General features: G+C 63.5%; 13 protein-coding genes. 8 read left to right on the forward strand and 5 right to left on the reverse strand.

Annotation, left to right across the window (positions count from 1 at the left end; all coding sequences use genetic code 11):
- Positions 1 to 121 precede the first annotated feature (121 nt).
- On the forward strand, positions 122 to 1,333 hold the full coding sequence (locus ACP7BV_RS00795) for an aminotransferase class I/II-fold pyridoxal phosphate-dependent enzyme (protein ID WP_426100507.1): 1,212 nt from the start codon (positions 122 to 124) through the stop codon (positions 1,331 to 1,333).
- A gap of 322 nt (positions 1,334 to 1,655) precedes the next feature.
- Here ACP7BV_RS00795 and ACP7BV_RS00800 read toward each other — a convergent pair whose 3' ends face one another.
- A complete protein-coding gene (locus tag ACP7BV_RS00800; RefSeq protein ID WP_426100509.1) occupies positions 1,656 to 1,934 on the reverse strand; it encodes a flagellar protein FliT in 279 nt (92 codons plus the stop codon).
- Positions 1,935 to 2,051: 117 nt separating this feature from the next.
- A complete protein-coding gene (locus tag ACP7BV_RS00805; protein WP_426100511.1) occupies positions 2,052 to 2,879 on the reverse strand; it encodes an HDOD domain-containing protein in 828 nt (275 codons plus the stop codon).
- 196 nt (positions 2,880 to 3,075) lie between these two features.
- Here ACP7BV_RS00805 and ACP7BV_RS00810 point away from each other — a divergent pair, with 196 nt between their 5' ends.
- From ACP7BV_RS00810 to ACP7BV_RS00835, 6 genes are all read left to right on the forward strand, one after another.
- Positions 3,076 to 5,703 (forward strand): M1 family metallopeptidase, encoded by a 2,628-nt coding sequence (locus tag ACP7BV_RS00810; protein WP_426100513.1) that lies wholly within the window; start codon positions 3,076 to 3,078, stop codon positions 5,701 to 5,703.
- Positions 5,704 to 5,735: 32 nt separating this feature from the next.
- Positions 5,736 to 7,793 (forward strand): M13 family metallopeptidase, encoded by a 2,058-nt coding sequence (locus ACP7BV_RS00815; protein ID WP_426100515.1) that lies wholly within the window; start codon positions 5,736 to 5,738, stop codon positions 7,791 to 7,793.
- Positions 7,794 to 7,854: 61 nt separating this feature from the next.
- Positions 7,855 to 9,906, forward strand: coding sequence for a M13 family metallopeptidase (locus tag ACP7BV_RS00820; protein WP_426100517.1), 2,052 nt, complete (start codon positions 7,855 to 7,857; stop codon positions 9,904 to 9,906).
- Positions 9,900 to 10,556 (forward strand): class I SAM-dependent methyltransferase, encoded by a 657-nt coding sequence (locus tag ACP7BV_RS00825; RefSeq protein WP_426100519.1) that lies wholly within the window; start codon positions 9,900 to 9,902, stop codon positions 10,554 to 10,556. Before ACP7BV_RS00820 ends, ACP7BV_RS00825 begins: the two co-directional genes overlap by 7 nt.
- A gap of 165 nt (positions 10,557 to 10,721) precedes the next feature.
- On the forward strand, positions 10,722 to 10,901 hold the full coding sequence (locus tag ACP7BV_RS00830; RefSeq protein ID WP_426100521.1) for a CsbD family protein: 180 nt from the start codon (positions 10,722 to 10,724) through the stop codon (positions 10,899 to 10,901).
- A gap of 315 nt (positions 10,902 to 11,216) precedes the next feature.
- The gene (locus tag ACP7BV_RS00835) at positions 11,217 to 11,987 is read left to right on the forward strand and encodes a hypothetical protein (RefSeq protein ID WP_426100523.1); all 771 of its coding nucleotides are present in this window, start codon (positions 11,217 to 11,219) and stop codon (positions 11,985 to 11,987) included.
- 104 nt (positions 11,988 to 12,091) lie between these two features.
- Here the strand turns inward: ACP7BV_RS00835 and ACP7BV_RS00840 are convergent, their stop codons facing one another.
- Positions 12,092 to 14,308, reverse strand: a complete 2,217-nt coding sequence (locus ACP7BV_RS00840) for an alpha/beta fold hydrolase (protein ID WP_426100525.1) — start codon at positions 14,306 to 14,308, stop codon at positions 12,092 to 12,094.
- 118 nt (positions 14,309 to 14,426) lie between these two features.
- On the reverse strand, positions 14,427 to 15,815 hold the full coding sequence (locus ACP7BV_RS00845) for an MATE family efflux transporter (protein ID WP_426100527.1): 1,389 nt from the start codon (positions 15,813 to 15,815) through the stop codon (positions 14,427 to 14,429).
- Positions 15,816 to 15,988: 173 nt separating this feature from the next.
- Here ACP7BV_RS00845 and ACP7BV_RS00850 point away from each other — a divergent pair, with 173 nt between their 5' ends.
- Positions 15,989 to 16,948 carry a beta/gamma crystallin-related protein gene (locus ACP7BV_RS00850; RefSeq protein ID WP_426100529.1) on the forward strand — a complete coding sequence of 320 codons (960 nt, stop codon included), beginning with the start codon at positions 15,989 to 15,991 and terminating at the stop codon, positions 16,946 to 16,948.
- A 25-nt stretch (positions 16,949 to 16,973) separates the two neighbouring features.
- Here the strand turns inward: ACP7BV_RS00850 and ACP7BV_RS00855 are convergent, their stop codons facing one another.
- Positions 16,974 to 17,876 carry a c-type cytochrome gene (locus ACP7BV_RS00855; protein ID WP_426100531.1) on the reverse strand — a complete coding sequence of 301 codons (903 nt, stop codon included), beginning with the start codon at positions 17,874 to 17,876 and terminating at the stop codon, positions 16,974 to 16,976.
- Positions 17,877 to 17,929: the final 53 nt, after the last annotated feature.

Here is a 17,929-nt window from a genome sequence, read left to right on the forward strand (position 1 = left end):
CCGGCAAGAGGCGACGCCAGCAGATAGCTGGCGATCGCTCTCCCCAATTCCCCCCTCCCGCAGCGAGTTTGGTGCCAAAAGGTTATACTTGTCCGTGATTTCATTACGGAAAGCAAGCAAAATGACACTCGCGGTACAAACACAATACGATGCATTCAAAGAGCGCGGACTGAAGCTCGATATGTCGCGCGGCAAACCCGCGCCCGAACAACTGGACCTGTCCAATGCACTGATGGCGCCCCTGCACAGCTTTACGGCGCTGGACGGTACCGACTGCCGCAATTATGGTCTGGGCGTCGGCCTGCCGGAAGCGCGCGCGCTGTTTGGCCAGTTGCTCGGCGTGCCGGCGGCGCAGGTGATTGTCGACAGCAGCGCCAGCCTGTCGCTGATGCACGACGTAATCGTCTACGCATTGCTCAACGGTGCGCCGGGCGGCCAGCCTTGGGTGGGCCAGCAAGTCAGTTTCCTGTGCCCGGTGCCAGGTTACGACCGCCACTTCTCGATCTGCGAAGCGCGCGGCATCAAGATGATCAATATCCCGCTGGGCGACGACGGCCCGGACATGGATCTGGTCGAACGGCTGGTTGCCGCCGACGCCAGCATCAAGGGCATGTGGTGCGTGCCGAAGTACAGCAATCCGTCCGGCACCGTGTATTCGGACGCGGTCGTTGCACGCCTGGCCGCGATGAAGACGGCTGCGCCGGACTTCCGGATCATGTGGGATGACGCGTACCGTTTCCATCACCTGACCGAAGAGAGCATCGTCATCGCCGACATTCTTGACGCGTGCGCCAAGGCCGGCAATGCTGAGCGCGCCATCGTCTTTGCGTCCACTTCGAAGGTGAGCTGGGCCGGTTCCGGCATTGCCGCGCTGGCGGCTTCCCCTGCGAACATCGCCTGGTGGACCAAGCATGCGGGCATTCGCAGCATCGGCCCGGACAAGATCAACCAGCTGCGCCATGTCGCTTTCCTGAAGGATGCGGCAACCGTCGATGCGCTGATGGCCGCGCACCGCGCGCTGCTCAAGCCGAAGTTCGATGCGGTGCTCGCGCAGTTCGAGGCGCATCTGGGCGCGGTTGACGGCGTGTCGTGGACGGTGCCCAAGGGCGGCTATTTCATTGATCTGGTGACGCCAAAGGGCGCTGCCAAGCGCACCATCGCGCTGGCCAAAGAGGCGGGAATTACGCTCACGCCAGCCGGTGCGGCTTATCCGTATGGGGTGGATCCGGAAGACAGCCATATCCGGATTGCCCCGAGTTTTCCTTCGCTGCCGGAGATCGGGCAGGCGGCCGAGGGGATTGCGCTGGCGTTGAAGCTGGCGGTTGCACAGTAAAACAAAAGCGCTTGCGGGCGCTTTTTTTGTATGCCAACGCTTTGTGCTCGCGTCGGCGGCCGTTGCACAGCAGGCCGAAAACCGTACCCACATCGTCCTCGCGCACGCGGGTGTCGCAGAAGGAGTAGGTCGGAAAAGCGAAGGCCTGGGCGGCCCCCTTTTCCGACGGTCCACGCGGCCCCTTTTGCAACAGCCGCGTGCGCGAGGACGATTTTTTTATACTCCCGGGCCAATCTATAAGTGAGCGCCTGCGCGAGCGCGATGTACCCATAAAAAAAGCCGCTCAGCTTGCGCGGAACGGCTTTCTTAAATTTGGTCAAACTCAGTGCGTCGCGCGCACCACGTCGGCCAGTTGCCACGGCTGCGTCACATCCCGGATCGCCCGGTCGTTCGCCATGATCATCTTGAGCAAATCAATCTTGCGCATCCGCGCCGCGCCTTCGAGTGCCGGTACGCCGCCGATCGTTTGCACCGACTGCAAGGCGCATTGCGTTTCCATCCGCGACAAGCCGTCAAAATCGCCCGCCTGCGCCGCGCCGGCCATCTTGCTGGTCAAGCCGGCAATATTTTCGTACATCGAGAGAACGTCGTTCGGGGTCATGATGCTCACCTTGCCAGGATATGTAAAAGGATTACCGCTTGTCCTTTTTTGTAACGGCACGGCAAATGCAAACTTGAGGGTATTTTGAAAATAAATTCAAAAAACCCACAACCTTGTCTAATGAATCATCTCTTCCAGCCCTGCGGACAGGTCCGCCAGCCCCGGCATGTCGTCCAGCAGCTCTTGCGGACCGAGTCCCAGGGCGGCCGCCACGGCGACCGGCACGCTCGCCGCGCGAGCCGCAGCGTCCAGCTTGAGCTCCTCGGCGGCCGCGCGCCATACCGCCAGATGCACCACCGCCGCCATCCGGCTCAAGGGCGCACCCGCCAGCGGCTGCGGGAAGCCGCGCATCGTATCCGGGAACACATCGGGGAACTTCCAGCGCAGCGCCAGTTCGGCGCCGACCTCGCTGTAGTCGTAGCCAAAGGCGGCATGCTCGGCCGCCAGGCGGGCGGGTTGAAAGCAGTCCACGGTCTTGTCGAGCTCCTGCGCCTCGGCCGGCAAGCCGGTGTGCATGACCAACTGGCCGATCGCGTGCATCATTCCGATCGTAAAGGCCAGGTCGGTATTCAAGCCCACTTTCCTGGCGATCCACTTGGCGGCCACCGCCGTGTTCATGCTGTAGCGCCAAAAACGCTTCAAGTCCAGGCCGGGCACGGTCTTGAAGCCGCCCACCAGGCCGCTGCTGATAACGAGCGTCCTGACCGTCACAAAGCCGAGCATGCGGATCGCATCTTCAACGTTGCCGATGCGGCGCGAGACATGGTAATACGCCGAATTGGCCAGCCGCAGCAGCTTGGCCGACAGCACCGGGTCGAGCGAGAGCGTGCGGGCGATGTCGTCGACCGACACCTCGGCTTTTTCAAAGCTGCTGATCAATTCTTCGACCACCCTGGGGGCGGTGGGGAGGGCGTTCGGGTTTTGCAGCAAGGCTTCCAACGTCATGACGCTCTCCTGGTTTATGCATGCTGGGCAAGGCGCTTCGGATGACTATATAGCGAATACCCTGCGCGCGCCAGTTCGGCCATGCGCTCTTTTCTGCAGCGCGGCGCCTTATTTTGCAGTTCGTCGCATTTAACGAGCACGCTTGGTGCGCTTTCGATAAAGTGCAGCCTGGGCCCTTACATCAAACGAGAAAAGAATGAACCTACCGTTAGCTTGCCGCTTTGCCGCCACCGCCGCTCTTTCCATCGCCACCCTTGCCGCCCACGCGGAAGCGCCGTTTTTGTTCGCGGCCACCCCGGGCAAACTGCCCAAGGATGTGATCCCGATACAGTACGCCGCGCACCTGGTGCCGAACATGGCGACTAATACCTTCCTGGGCTCCGAAAGCATCGAGATCGACGTGCTCAAGAGCACCTCGACCATCATGCTCAATGTGGCCAATATCGACATCGATGCGGCCAGCCTGTCGGGCAAGGGCATCGGCGAACTGAAGCTGGCCGGGCAAGTGAGCAAGGAGCAGGAAACGCTCACCTTCAAGCTGGCCACGCCGCTCGCGCCGGGGCGCTACCAGCTGGCGCTCAAATTTCATGGGGCGATTAACCGCGAAGCGCGCGGCCTGTTCCAGCTGAAATACAAGGTGGGCGCCAAGGAAAAATCCATGCTCGCCACGAACATGGAGCCGACCGATACGCGCCGCCTTCTCCCAAGCTGGGACGAGCCATCGTTTCGGGCCAACTTCAAGCTGACGGTCGACTTGCCGGCCAACTTCAAGGCTTACTCCAACACCCCGGTCGAAAGGCAGGAAAAGATCGACGGCGGCCTGCAGCGTTTCGCCTTTGGCGCCACGCCCAAAATGCCAAGCTACCTGCTGGTGCTGGTGGCCGGCGAACTGGAACGCTCAAGCGTCAAGCAGGGCGCGGTCGAGATCGGCGTTGTGACCACCGAAGGCAAGCAAGCGTCCGGCGCCTATGCGCTGGGGGTGACCAAGGATATCCTCAATTATTACAACGGCTATTTTGGCCAGCCCTATCCGCTGCCCAAGCTCGACCAGATTGCCATCCCGGGCGGCTTTAACGGCGCCATGGAAAACTGGGGCGGCATCGTCTACAACGAATCGGCGCTGCTGTACGACCCCAAGACCAGCCCTGACAGCACACGCCAGCGCTCGTTCGGCATCAACGCGCATGAAGTGGCGCACCAGTGGTTCGGCAACCTCGTTACCATGGCCTGGTGGGACAATCTGTGGCTCAACGAAGGCTTCGCTTCGTGGATGGCGACCAAGGCCACCGACCATTTTCATCCCGAATGGCGGGCGCCGCTGAACGTGCAGGCCAACGGCGAATACGTGCTCAACCAGGATGCGCGCAAGACCACGCACCCGATCCAGACCCCGGTCGAGACCGAAGAGCAGGCCGCCTCCGCCTTTGACGGCATCACCTACGGCAAAGGCCAGGCCTTCTTGCGCATGCTCGAAGCCTACCTGGGCGAGGAACCCTTCCGCAAGGGCATTCGCGCCTACATGGCGCAGCACCAGTACAGCAACACCACCAGCGCCAACCTTTGGAGCGCGCTTGAAAAGGCGTCCGGCAAACCGGTCGAAAAGCTCGCCTCCGACTGGACCACGATGCCCGGCTTTCCGCTGGTGTCGGTGGAGCAGGCGTGCGAGAACGGCAAGCGCCGCGTCACGCTCAGCCAGCAGCAGTACCGGCTGGACGAGCCGGCGCTTGAAAAGCGTCTGTGGAATATCCCGGTGCAGGTCGGTACCGTCAACGGCAAGGCGTCGTACACCTTGCTCTCCGGCCCGTCCGTCACCGTCACGCAGCCGAACTGCGACGGCGCGCTGGTGATCGACCCGGCTAGCGTTGGGTACTTTCGCATCAAATACGACGCTGTTACCTTCGAAGCGCTGGCGCAGCAGGCGCCCAAGCTGGCCGACACCACGCGCCTGAAGCTCTTGAACGACACCTGGAGCCTGGCGCAGGGCGGCACCATCCCGCTGTCCGGCTACTTCAAGCTGCTCGACAAATACGTCGACGAGCCGCGTTTTGCGGTGTGGGGTTCGATCATGGAGAGCCTGGCCACGCTCGACGAATTGGCCAAGAACGAGCCGGAGCAAGCAGCGATTCGGCGCCTGGTGATCGCGCTGGCCAGCCCGCGCATGAACAAGCTTGGCTGGACCGTCAAGGCGGCCGATACGGCCGAAGAGCGCCAGTTGCGTTCACTGTTGGCCAGCGCACTGGCGCGCTCGGGCGATGCCGGCGCCATCGCGCAGGCCAACAGCGGCCTGCAGAACTACCTCAAGAACCCGGCCAGCGTCGACGTCTCGATGCTCGACTTTGTGGTTGCCACGGCGGGGCGCTATGCCGACCAAAAAACGTACGAACAGATGGTCGAGCGCACGCTGCAAACCCAGAACACCGAAGAACGCGGCCGCTTCGGCCGTTCGCTGCTGATGGCGCAAGACAGCGCGCTTGCCGCCCGTTCGCTGAAACTGGCCCTGTCGGATGCGCTGCCGGCGGCCATGACGAGCGGCGTGGTGCCGCTGGTGTCGTACGCCGGCCATAGCGACCTGGCCTGGACGTTTGCGCTGGCCAACCGCGAGGTGCTGCTCAAGGACCAGGAAGCGGGCGGCAAGAACCGCCTGTTCCCTGGCATCGTGGCCGGGTCCACCAAGGCGCTCGACGCCGACATGATGGAAGCCTACGTCAAGCAGACTTTCGGGGCCGATGCGCAGGTCGAGGCGGCGCGCGTGGGTAATGCGATTCGCACCCGCGTCAAGCAAAAGCAAGCCTTGCTGCCCCAGGTGCGTTCTGCACTAAAATAAAAGCCATCACTTCAACCAGAAGGGGACCTTACATGAACACCAGCTGGACACCTTTGAAACGCGCCGTCGCACTGGCCCTGTGCGGCGCCGCGCTGGCCATTGCGCCGGCCCATGGCGCAGAGCAGGCGCCGCCACCGCCGGCCAAGGCCGCCACGGCCTTGCCGCAAGTGCTGCCGGGCGACGATTTTTTCACTTACGCCAATGGCGACTGGCTCGCCAGGACCGAGATTCCGGCCGACCGCAGCAGCTGGGGCGCATTTGCCGAGATGGCCGAAACGACCAATGCGCGCATCGTCAAGCTGATCGAGGCGGCGCTCGCCGACAAGGCCCTGGGCGGCGAACCGCGCAAGGTGGCCGACTACTACGCCGCCTTCATGGATGAAGCGGGGATCGAAGCGAAGGGTGTCGTGCCGCTCAAACCGGTGCTGGCCAGGATCGACGCCATCAAGGACCGGGCGGCGCTCACGCGCGCGCTGGGCGCGTCATTGCGCGCCGACGTCGATCCGCTGAACTCGACCAACTTCCAGACCGAAAACCTGTTCGGGCTGTGGGTCACGCAAGGCTTGTCGGACCCGGATCACAACACGCCCTACCTGCTGCAGGGCGGCCTGGGCATGCCCGACCGCGCTTACTACCTGACCGACAGCGCGCGCATGGCCGAGCTGCGCACCAAGTACCAGCAGCACATCGCCGCCATACTGAAACTGGCCGGCTACGGCGACACCGATGCGCGCGCCGCGCGCGTGATGGCGCTGGAAACGCGCATCGCGCAGTCGCACGCCACGCGCGAAGATTCGGCCGACGTTTTAAAGGCGAACAATACCTGGAGCGCGCAGGATTTTGCGGCCAAGGCGCCGGGCCTGGACTGGCGCGCATTTTTCAAGGCGGCGCGCCTGGGCGGGGCCGGTCGCTTCATCGTCTGGCACCCGGGCGCGGTGACGGGCATTGCAAAGCTGGTGGGCAGCACCGATGTCGCCACCTGGAAGGACTTTTTGGCCTTCCACCAGGTGAACCACTTTGCCGCCATGCTGCCCAAAGCGTTCGGCGACCAGAAGTTCGAGTTTGCCGGCAAGACGCTGCAAGGCACGCCGCAGCAGTCGCTGCGCTGGAAGCGCGCGCTGGCGGCCACCAACGGCGCCATGGATGACGCGGTCGGCAAGATGTACGTCGAGCGCTATTTCCCGGCCGAGAACAAGGTGCGCCTCAAGCAAATGGTCAGCAATATCATCGCCGCCTTCGGCAAGCGCATCGACACGCTGACCTGGATGGCGCCGGCCACGCGCGCCCAGGCGCAGGAAAAGCTCAAGACCATGTACGTGGGCGTGGGCTACCCCGACCGCTGGACCTCGTACGCCGGCCTGAAGGTCGTGCCGGGCGATGCCCTGGGCAACGCCATGCGCGCCGAGCAGTACCACTACGCGCAGCAGGTGGCAAAGCTCAAGCAAAAGGTCGACAAGACCGCGTGGGCAATGCCGCCGCAACTGGTCAACGCAGTCAACCTGCCGCTGCAAAACGCGATGAACTTCCCCGCTGCGATCCTGCAAAAGCCGTTCTTTGACGCGGCGGCGTCAGACGGCACCAATTACGGCGCCATCGGTTCGATCATCGGCCACGAAATCAGCCATAGCTTCGACGACCAGGGCGCGCAGTTCGACGCCCAGGGCCGCCTGCGCGACTGGTGGACCAAGGACGACATGGCGTACTTCAAACAAGCGTCCGAAAAACTGGTCCAGCAGTTCAACGGCTACAAGCCGTTTCCGGACCTGGCCGTTAATGGCCAGCTGACGCTGAGCGAAAACCTGGCCGACCTGGCCGGCGTGGCCGCTTCCTACGACGCTTACAAGGCCACGTTTGCGGGCAAGGCTGCACCAAGCGACGCCGACCGGCAGTTCTTCATGGGCTACGCGAGCGCATGGCAGACCAAGATCCGCGAGCCGGCCCTGCGCCAGCGCGTGCTGACCGACGGCCACGCTCCGGCGCAGTACCGCACCGCCATCGTGCGCAACCTGGAGCCGTGGTACCAGGCCTTTAACGTCCAGCCCGGGCAGGCGCTGTATTTACCGCCTGACCAGCGCGTACGGGTGTGGTAATCTGATTTCTCGAAAGGCGCGCCGTCCCTGCATGGCGGCGCGCGCCACTGCGAGGGGCACCATGCACACCACGATGTTACGTAAGGGCGGCTCTGTGCTGGCCCTGGGGCTTCGGCTCGGACTCGGGCTGGGGCTGGGCGCAGCAGCCTTTGACTGCTCCGGACAGAGCATGCTCGCCGCGCCGGCCACGGTGCTGCCGGGCGACGATTTTTTCACGCACGCCAACAGCGCATGGCTGGCCAGGACCGAGATCCCGGCCGACCGCAGCAGCTGGAGCGCTTTCTCGGCGCTGGGCGAGAGCACCGATGACCGCATCGTGGCGCTGATCGCCGCGCTGGCCGCCGACAAGTCGGCCAAGGGCGACGCGCGCAAGGTGGCTGACTACTACACCGCGTTTATGGATGAAGCCCTGATCGAGGCGAAGAGCGCTTCGCCCCTGTGGCCGGCGCTGGCCCGGATCTCGTCCATCGGCGACAAGGGCGCCCTGGCGCGCGCGCTGGGCGCGTCGCTGCGAGCGGACGTCGACCCGCTCAACAGCACCGACTTCGAGACCGCCAACCTGTTCGGCCTGTGGGTGGCGCAGGGCCTGGCCGACCCGGCGCGCAACATGCCCTACCTGCTGCAGGGCGGCCTGGGCCTGCCCGACCGCGCCTACTACCTGACCGACAGCGCGCCCATGGCCGCTTTGCGCGCCGCATACCAGCAGCACATCGCAGCCATGTTCAAGCTGGCCGGTTTTGCCGAGGGGGCGTCGCGCGCAGCGCGCGTGATGGCACTGGAGACGCGGATCGCGCAGTCGCACGCCTCGCGCGAGGATTCGGCCGACATCGTCAAGGCCAACAACAGCTGGACCCAGGCCGACTTTGCCGCGCGCGCCCCGGGCATGGACTGGCTGGCGTTTTTCGGCGGCGCCATGCTTGAGCAGGCCGGCGTGTTCACGGTGTGGCATCCGGCTGCCGTAACCGGCGCCGCCGCGCTGGTGGCCAGCGAGGAGCTGGCCACGTGGAAGGATTACCTTGCCTTCCATCAGATCAATGCGCAGGCTGACGTCTTGCCCAAGGCTTTCGGCGCGCAGCACTTTGCCTTTTATGGCACCGTTCTGGCGGGCACGCCGCAACAGGGGACGCGCAGCAAGCGCGCACTGGCCGCCGCCAACGGCGCGCTTGATGAAGCGGTGGGGCGCCTGTATGTGGAGCGCTACTTCGCGCCCGAGAACAAGCTGCGCCTTGGGCAGATGGTGGCCAATATCGTCGCCGCTTTCAGCCGCCGCATCGAGAAGCTTGACTGGATGGCGCCGGCCACGCGCGCGCAGGCGCAGGAAAAACTCAAGACCATGCAGGTGGGGATCGGCTACCCGGACCGCTGGGCCTCGTACGAGGGCCTGGCGGTGCTGCCGGACGACGCCTATGGCAATGCGCAGCGCGCTTCGCAGTTCCATTATGCGCAGCAGCTGGCCCGGCTGGGGCAGGCGGTTGCGCGCGGCGCGTGGGCCATGGCGCCGCACGAAGTAAACGCGGTCAACCTGCCGCTGCAAAACGCGATGAACTTCCCGGCCGCAGTCTTGCAGCCGCCGTTTTTTGATCCGGGGGCGTCGGACGCTGCCAACTACGGCGCCATCGGTTCGACCATCGGCCACGAAATCAGCCACAGCTTTGACGACCAGGGTGCGCAGTTCGACGCCCAGGGCCGCCTGCGCGACTGGTGGACCAAGGAAGACAAGGCGCATTTCAAGCAGGCCGCCGACAAGCTGGTGGCGCAGTTCGACGCCTACCGACCCTTTCCCGATCTGGCCGTCAACGGCCGCCTGACGCTAAGTGAAAACCTGGCCGACCTGGCAGGGCTGGACGCCGCCTACGACGCCTTCGAAGCTTCGCTGGGTGGCAAGGCCATGACGGCCCAGGCCGGGCGCGAGTTCTTCCTCGGCTACGCCACGTCGTCGCAATCGAAGGTGCGCGAAGCGGCCCTGCGCCAGCGCGTGCTGACCGATTCGCATGCGCCCGACAAGTACCGCACGGCGATCGTGCGCAATATGGATGCGTGGTACAAGGCCTTTGACGTGCAGCCGGGGCAGGCGCTTTACCTGACGCCGGCGGAGCGGGTGCGGGTATGGTGAACGACGCCGACGCCGACGCCGACGCCGACGCCGACGACATCGCGCAGCGCACGCTTGACTATTATGACCGGCACGCGCAGCAGTTCTTCTACGGGACGATCGACCATGACGTGAGCCAGAACATCGGCGCGCTGCTCGCAGCGATCGAGGCGGACGCTCCGTACACCATCCTTGACCTGGGCTGCGGTCCGGGGCGCGACCTGAAGACTTTCAGCGCCATGGGCCACCGCGCCATTGGCGTGGACGGTTCGAAGCAGTTTGCCGGCATGGCGGCGGCATTTAGCGGCTGCGAAGTGTGGCACCAGGATTTTGCGCACCTCGATCTGCCGGCGGCGATGTTCGACGGCGTGTTCGCCAATGCGGTGCTGTTTCATGTGCCGAGCCGGGTGCTGCCCAAGGTGCTGGACGACCTGTACGCGTGCCTGAAACCGGGCGGTGTACTGTTCAGTTCAAACCCGCGGGGGCAGAACGAAGAAGGCTGGAATGGGCAGCGCTACGGCAGTTATTACGACTACGAGACGTGGGAAAAATACCTGACGGCCGCCAAGTTCTTACCGCTCCATCATTACTATCGCCCGCCGGGCTTGCCGCGCGAACAGCAACCGTGGCTGGCCAGTGTCTGGCGCAAGCCGGCATTGGGCGGCGGGTAAAATATGATACGTTCTTGAGCGGAGATTGCCCGGGCTGTATCACTTTTTGCAAAGACATTTTTATAGCTAAATATGTGCGGACACGAACAGACCGACTTTTTGCGCCACGGTATTCTGGCTTCATTGCATGTCCACTTGGGCATGCGCAATCCCAAGGAGCTCACCATGAACAAAGACCAAGTCAACGGCAAACTGCAAGATATCGGCGGCAAGATTCAGGAAGAGGCTGGCAAGATCGTCGGCAACAAGGAACAACAGGTCAAAGGCTTGTCGAACCAGGTTGAAGGCAAGACCCAGGAAAAGTTGGGCGACCTGAAAGAAGCCGCCAAGGATGCGCTCAATTAATATCGAGTCAGCATAAAAAAATAGCCGCGTATGTCGCGGCTATTTTTTTGCCCGCAACCTCACCCGGGGTCAGATACCCCACTACGACACGAGCTCATCTTTTGCTAGATGAGCTCGTTTTGCATTGGCGCACCTCAAGCGGCGCGGTCCGTGAGAAAACACATCGTTTATCGAGGATTTCTACTTTTTAACCCATCCATCCAGCACTTCGTCGTAACCCGAACCATATGGCGAACCCTGTCGTTACACTCTTGACACAACATCAATATTTTGGGATGCCGGTGATCCCACAACCTCCTACTTAACGGGGAAAAAATGAATCAAGATCAGGCAATTATGCGCGAACTTCAACGTCAGAACCGGCTGTTGCGCCAAGTGGTCACAGTCGGCGGCGCCATGTTGGCAGTTGGTATGCTGGCCGCTGCGACCAGTAGCTCCCCACGTGGCAAGTTCTCGGAAATTGATGTCGAGCGCATCAATATCGTCACGCCGGGAGGAAAAACAGACCTCGTTATTTCGAATCGCGAACGCATTCCCCAGCCCGTGATGGGAGGCAAGGAGATCAAACGCGATGGCCCTGCGCGCCCAGGCATCATTTTCTATAACGCCGCAGGAGACGAAAGCGGCGGGCTGATCTTTGATGGGAAACTTGATGCGGAAGGTCATCCGGTAGCAGGCATGCATTTCTCCATGGACCGGTTTGGCGGCGACCAGCAGCTCGCCCTTGGACACTATGAGCAAAATGGCAGCATGACGTCGGGGCTGAACATTTATGATCGCGGACTCGTGAAGGACTACGACCCCTTGTGGAAGTCGTACCAGGGTGCTGCGGAAGGGCCCGCCAAGGAGGCGCTGCTGCGCCGCTGGAAGGACGCCGGCGGGGAACAGACACGTCGCCTTTTTGTCGGCAAGACGCCAGGCAAGTCTTCCGCAGTCATTCTTGCCGATGCGCAAGGACGCCCTAAAATTATGATGACGGTAACGCCGGAAGGCCAGCCCTCACTCGACTTCATGGACGCCGACGGCAAGGTGACGATGCATCTGCCCCAGCCGGCGCCGCCTGCCGCACGGAGCAAAATCCGCTGATCGTACAAAAAACACACACGACATGCAAAACGAGCTCATCTGCAGTCAGATGAGCTCGTGTCGTTATGGGGGAACTGACCCCGGGGGAGATTATTGCTGGATGCTTACTGTTTTGGTGCGGCGAGGTGCTTGCGGAAAAACGCGTCGATCGTGTACTGCACGTGCCGCTTGCCGGCGCGCGCTGAAATGCCGTGCTTGGCGCCCGGATACGTCATCAGCTCGAATTGCACGTTGCGGTTCACCAGGTCGTCGATCAGACGCGTGGTGTTGCTGAACAGGACGTTGTCGTCGGCCATGCCGTGCATCAGCAGCAGCGGCGACTTGAGCCCGTCCAGGTGCGCGAACACGCCGCTGTTCTTGTACGCGGCCGGGTCGCCCTTTGGCGTGCCGCCCAGGTAGCGCTCGGTGTAGTGGGTGTCGTACAAGGCCCAGTCGGTCACCGGCGCGCCGGATACGCCGGCGGCGATCTTGTCGGACGCGGCCGACAACAGGCGCAGCGCCATGAAGCCGCCATAGCTCCAGCCGTACACGCCGATGCGGCGCTTGTCGACAAAGCTTTGCTGGCCCAGCCAGTCGATCCCGGTGACCTGGTCTTCGACTTCGTGCTGGCCCAGGTTGCCGTAGATGACGTCGGTGAAGGCGCGTTCGCGCCGCGTCGAGCCGCGGTTGTCCAGCCTGAACACGACATAGCCCTGCTGCGCCATGTACTGGTCGAACATGTCGCCCCAGCTGCGCTTGACGTGCTGCGCGCCCGGTCCGCCGTAGGTCGACAAATACACCGGATAGCGCGCATTGGCCTTGAAACCGGCCGGCTTGATCAGCGAGTAGTACAGCGTCTGGCCATCGTTCGCCTTGAGGGTGCCGTATTCGGTCTTCAGGTGGTCGGCCAGGTATTTGCCATACGGGTGAGCGGCGTTGACTTCGTTTTTCTCGAGCCACTCGACCATCGAACCGTCCGGACGGCGAATCGATACCTGCGCCGGGGTCGACGGATCGGAGAAGGTGTCGACGAACACCTGGCCGTTCTTGGCGAAGGACGACTCATGCCAGCCGTCGGCCTTGGTGATGCGCAGCGGCTTGTCGGCAGTGCTGCCGTCGATCGCCAGCGCGTAGGTCTGCTTGTCGATGACGGCGTCGCGGTTGGACGAGACGTATACGCGCCCGGCTTTTTCGTCGACCGCCAGCACGTCGTCGAAGCCCCAGTTGCCCTGCGAGATAGGATGCAGCAGCTTGCCATCGAGGTCGTACAGGTACAGGTGATTGCGCCCGGTGCGCTCGGAAGCCCAGATAAAGGCGTTGCGCCCTTTTAAAAAGCGCAGGTCGTTGTGCAGCGCGACCCAGGTCTTGGAGGTTTCGGTGAGCATGGTGCGCTGGGCCAGCGTGGCCGCGTCGACCGAGATCAGGTCGAGCCGCTTCTGGTCGCGCGACTGGATCTGGTACAGCAGCTGCTTGCTGTTCTCGCTCCAGTCGGCGCGCACCAGGTACACGTCCTTGTTCGCGCCCAGTTCCACCTTGCGCTGCGCACCCGTGGTGGGCGAGACGATCATCAGGTCTACCAGCACGTTAGGGTCGCCCGCAGCCGGATAGCGCTGTTCGACGACGGTGGTGCGGTCGGCGAAAATCTCGAAGCGCTTGACGACCGGCACCGGTGCTTCGTCGTAGCGTTTGTACGCGATCGCCGAGTCGTCCGGCGCCCAGTAGTAGCCGGTGCGCTGGTCCATTTCTTCCTGCGCGACGAATTCGGCCTCGCCGTTAAAGACCGTGCCGGCACCGTCTTGCGTGAGCTGCTTTTCGGCGCCGCTGGCCAGGTCGATGACGAACAGGTTCTGGTTGCGCACGAACGAGAGGTAACGCCCTTTCGGCGAAATCTTCGGATCGGCCACGCTGCCGGTAGCCACCTTGCGCGCAGCTTCGGGCTTGGCCACGTCGACCAGGTACAGGTCGGAGGCGATCGGCACCAGCAGCTGCTTGCCGTCCGGCGACCAGCTGTAATTGATGATGCCCTGGAAGCTGGCGGTGCGCGCGCGCTCGCGGCGCGCCTGCTCTTCAGCCGACAGCGTCTCGTTGGGCACCAGCACCTTGGAGTCGACCAGCTTGCGCGTGGTCTTGTCCTTCATGTTGTATTCCCACAGATCGAGCTGGTACTGGTTGTCGGGGCGGCCGCGCAAAAAGGTGACGCGCGCGCCGTCGGGCGACACGCGCAGGTTGCGCACGCCAGGTCCCGACAGCGCCGGGTCGGCGTGCAGTCGGTCCAGGGTCAGGCGCTCGGCGGATGCGGGAGCGCTCGAAAGTGCGGCTAGAAGACAAAGCAGAAAACGCATGGGAGTCTCGTCGTTAGGTTGATCTTGTTGTTCTCATGGAACCGCAAGACGATACCAGAGTCGGCTCGATAACGCTGTAAATATGGGCCCGATACTGTTGTAGCGTCGCCCTCGCGCATCAAGCGAGCGCGCGCCTGTGCGACAGGCGCGCCAGCGACCGGGTCAGCAGCACGGCGGCAATCGTCAACCCCAGCACCAGCCCGATCCAGAAACCCTGCGCCTTCATCGGCGCGGCGGGCGACCACGGGCACCACGCGGGCGCCAGACCCAGCACGATCCCGGCCGGCAGCGCAAAGCCCCAGAAGGCCAGCACCTGGATCTGCATCGGCTGGCGCGTGACCTTGTAGCCGCGAATGGCGCTCGACGCCGCCACCTGGGCCGCGTCGGACAACTGGAACAGCGCCGCGAACAGCAGCAGGTCCACGCACAGCGATTGCACCTGCGGGTCGGACGTATAGGCGCGCGCGATCTGCCAGCGAAACAGCACGATGAAGAGCGCCGAGATGACCGCGAACGCCAGCGCCATGCCCATGCCGACCCAGGCGGCAAAGCGCGCCCGCTGCGGGTTGCCTTCGCCCAGCGCCTGGCCGACGCGGGTGATCAGGCCGATGCCGAAACTGAGCGGCACCATAAATACCAGGGACGAAAAATTGAGCGCAATCTGGTGCGCCGACACCTGCACCACGCCGAAGCGCGCGATCAGCAGGCTGACGGCGCCAAAGGCGCTCACTTCGGCAAAGTAGGTGATCCCGATCGGCACGCCAAGGCGCAGCATGCTGCTAATCTCTGGCCAGTGCGGCCACTCCCAGTGCGTGAACGGATAGGTGGCGCGGTAGGCCGGAGCGTAGCGGATCCAGAGCAGCATCGCCGCCAGCATCAGCCACATGCCGATCACGGTGGCCACCGCGCAGCCCACTGCGCCCATTTTTGGCATGCCCCAATTCCCGAACACGAGCAGGTAGTTGATGAAGACGTTGAGCAGCAGGCCAAGCAGCGCGATCACCATCACCGGCTTGGTCTGGTTGATGCTGGTGGTGTAGCCGTACAGTGCGCGGTAGCAGCCAAACGCGGGCATGCCCAGGCTGATCACGTGCAAAAAGCGCGAGGCGTTGGCGTTCACTTCGGCGTCCAGGCCGATATGGTCGAACAGGAGCGTGGCCAGGTTGGCCGCGATGCACGCGAGCAGCCCCACGCCCAGGCCTTTCCACAGCGCCTGGCGCACGGTGTGCGCGATGCTGCCAAACTGGCCGGCGCCGATTTCATGGGCGACGACCGAGTTAATCGCCATCATCACGCCCATTACCGTGACCAGGATGATCGACCAGACGGACGCGCCCAGCGACACGGCGGCCAGCTGGGCGGCGCTGACATGGCCGGTCATGGCGACGTCGGCCACGCCCATGCCCACGGTGGCCAGCTGGCCGACCAGCATCGGCCATGAAAGGCCCCACAGGGCCGACATTTCGGAACGGACGGAGTAGGGCGCGTGATTGGAAAGATTGGTCATGGAAGCTTCAAACGGACAAACAGGGATTTTACTGACATTTTGCAATCGCGTTCTGCAACGCTGCGGTGCGTCTTGCTGAGTAGGATTTTGTTACAACATAAGTGTCAGCGCATCCCCCCGCCGCGCGTTGATAGCTTCACAATGCCAACTTCACCCATCGAAGGATACCGACCATGCGCCCTTACCAGTTCGCCCTCATGCTTTCCACCGCCCTGTTGGCCCAAACGGCCGCCCACGCGGGGGAAGTTACCCTGTATTCCGGCGTTGACCTGACGGGGCGCGAATCGACCGTGCGTACCGAAGTGAGCAACCTGCAAAACCAGGGGTTCAATGACCGCGCGATGAGCTTGATGGTCCGTTCGGGCCGCTGGGAAGCTTGCGTCGACAGCGAGTTTCGCGGCGAATGCCGGGTCTTCGAAGCTGGCCCGTACCGCAATCTGGACCGGTTCAGCAACCAGATTTCGTCGCTGCGCGAAATCGGGGGCGAGCGTGGCGATCGTGGCGACCGTGGTGACCGCGGCGAAGAGCGCGGCCGTGGACGAGGGCGCAACCGGGGCGGCGAACAATCGGTGATGCTGTTCGACAGCAGCGACCTGCGCGGGCGCTCAATCTCGCTGCGCGGCGACGCCAACAATTTTGTGCCGCTCGGCTTTAACGACATGACCCAGTCGATGGTCATTCGCGGCGGCACGTGGGAGTTTTGCGAGCACACCGATTTCCGCGGCCGCTGCCGCACTTTCGGGCCGGGAGAATACCGCAACCTCGATCGCGCCTTTAACCGCGCCATTTCATCGGCGCGCCAGATTGGCGACGGAGGCGAGCGCCGCGGCGGCTATGGCCAGCGCGACGGCTATAACGGGAATGACGGGCGCGAGGGGCGCGACGGCGGCGCAGTTGAATTGTTCGCGGGACAAGGGTTTGGCGGCGAGCGCTTGCCGATCAACAATGAAATCAGTTCGTTGACGGACGTCAATTTCAATGATCGCGCCGGCTCGCTCGTGATCCAGGCAGGGCAGTGGGAATTTTGTGAACACGCCGGGTTCCGCGGCCAGTGCCAGGTGTTCGGCCCCGGCCGTTACGACCGCCTGGGCACGCTGCACAACGCAATCTCGTCGGTGCGCCGCGTGCGTTAAGAACAGGGCGGGCCAGAGCCCCGCTTTACCTTCCCCCTGCCGCGCGCTGGGGCAGCGTCTGCAGGTAGCTGTGCAGGGCGCGCACATCGACATCATTCATTTCCCGCAGCGAGCCGAAGGGCATCACGCTGCTGATCGCGCTGCCGTCGGGCCGTTTGCCGCTGCGCAGCATGGTCATGAACAGTTCGGGCGTCGGATAGCGCTTCATGGCGCTGCCGTTGCCGGTTGTCAGGTTGGCAGGCGCGGGCCATTCGGGCGGCGCCCCGGGGATCTTGCCGCCGCTGAGCGTAGCGCCATGGCAGCCAACGCAACTGTTGGCCACGTAAGCGCCATGCGCCAGGCTGACGGCGGCCAGCACCGGCGGTTGCGGCGGCAAGACATGGTCGATCAGTTCAGCAGCATCCTTGACGTACCCGAACGCATACAACACCTTGACGGCAACCGGCAACTGTACCGTTGCGCGCCGCCCTGGCACCGGCGGCAACTGTTGGACGTAGGCGATGATGGACGCCACGTCGTCGTTGCTGAGGCGGTTGTAGTCTTCGCTGGGCATGATCATCACCGGCCTGCCGTCTGGCTTGACGCCGTGGCGCAGCGTACGCACCCAGTCGGTGCCGACGTAGGTGGCGGTCGCGCTGTTGGCGCCGCGCGTGATGTTGGGCGAAATGACCAGCATCGCGCCGCTGTTGATGACTTCCTTGCCGCCGCCGCTTGCCGTGTGGCAGTCGGCGCAGCCGCGCGTGGCGAACAGGTAGCGGCCCTGTTCCAGGCTGGCGCGCGCCGCAGGCACCAGCAACTGCGTCGACGGTACGCTGATGACGCGCTGCATCTTGCGCTCGCCCATCGCCTTGCCAACCAGCACGGTGGCCCCCGCGAGGACCGCCACTGCCGCCAGCGCCAGACTGGTTCCCTTGACCCATTTGTTCATTGCGGCTTCCTCTTTTAAAGATGCGTGCCGGAAGCGTGCGCTCCCGGCGGCGA

The organism is Massilia sp. TSP1-1-2, assembly GCF_049896185.1.
In the GTDB taxonomy this organism is placed as follows: domain Bacteria; phylum Pseudomonadota; class Gammaproteobacteria; order Burkholderiales; family Burkholderiaceae_D; genus Telluria_A.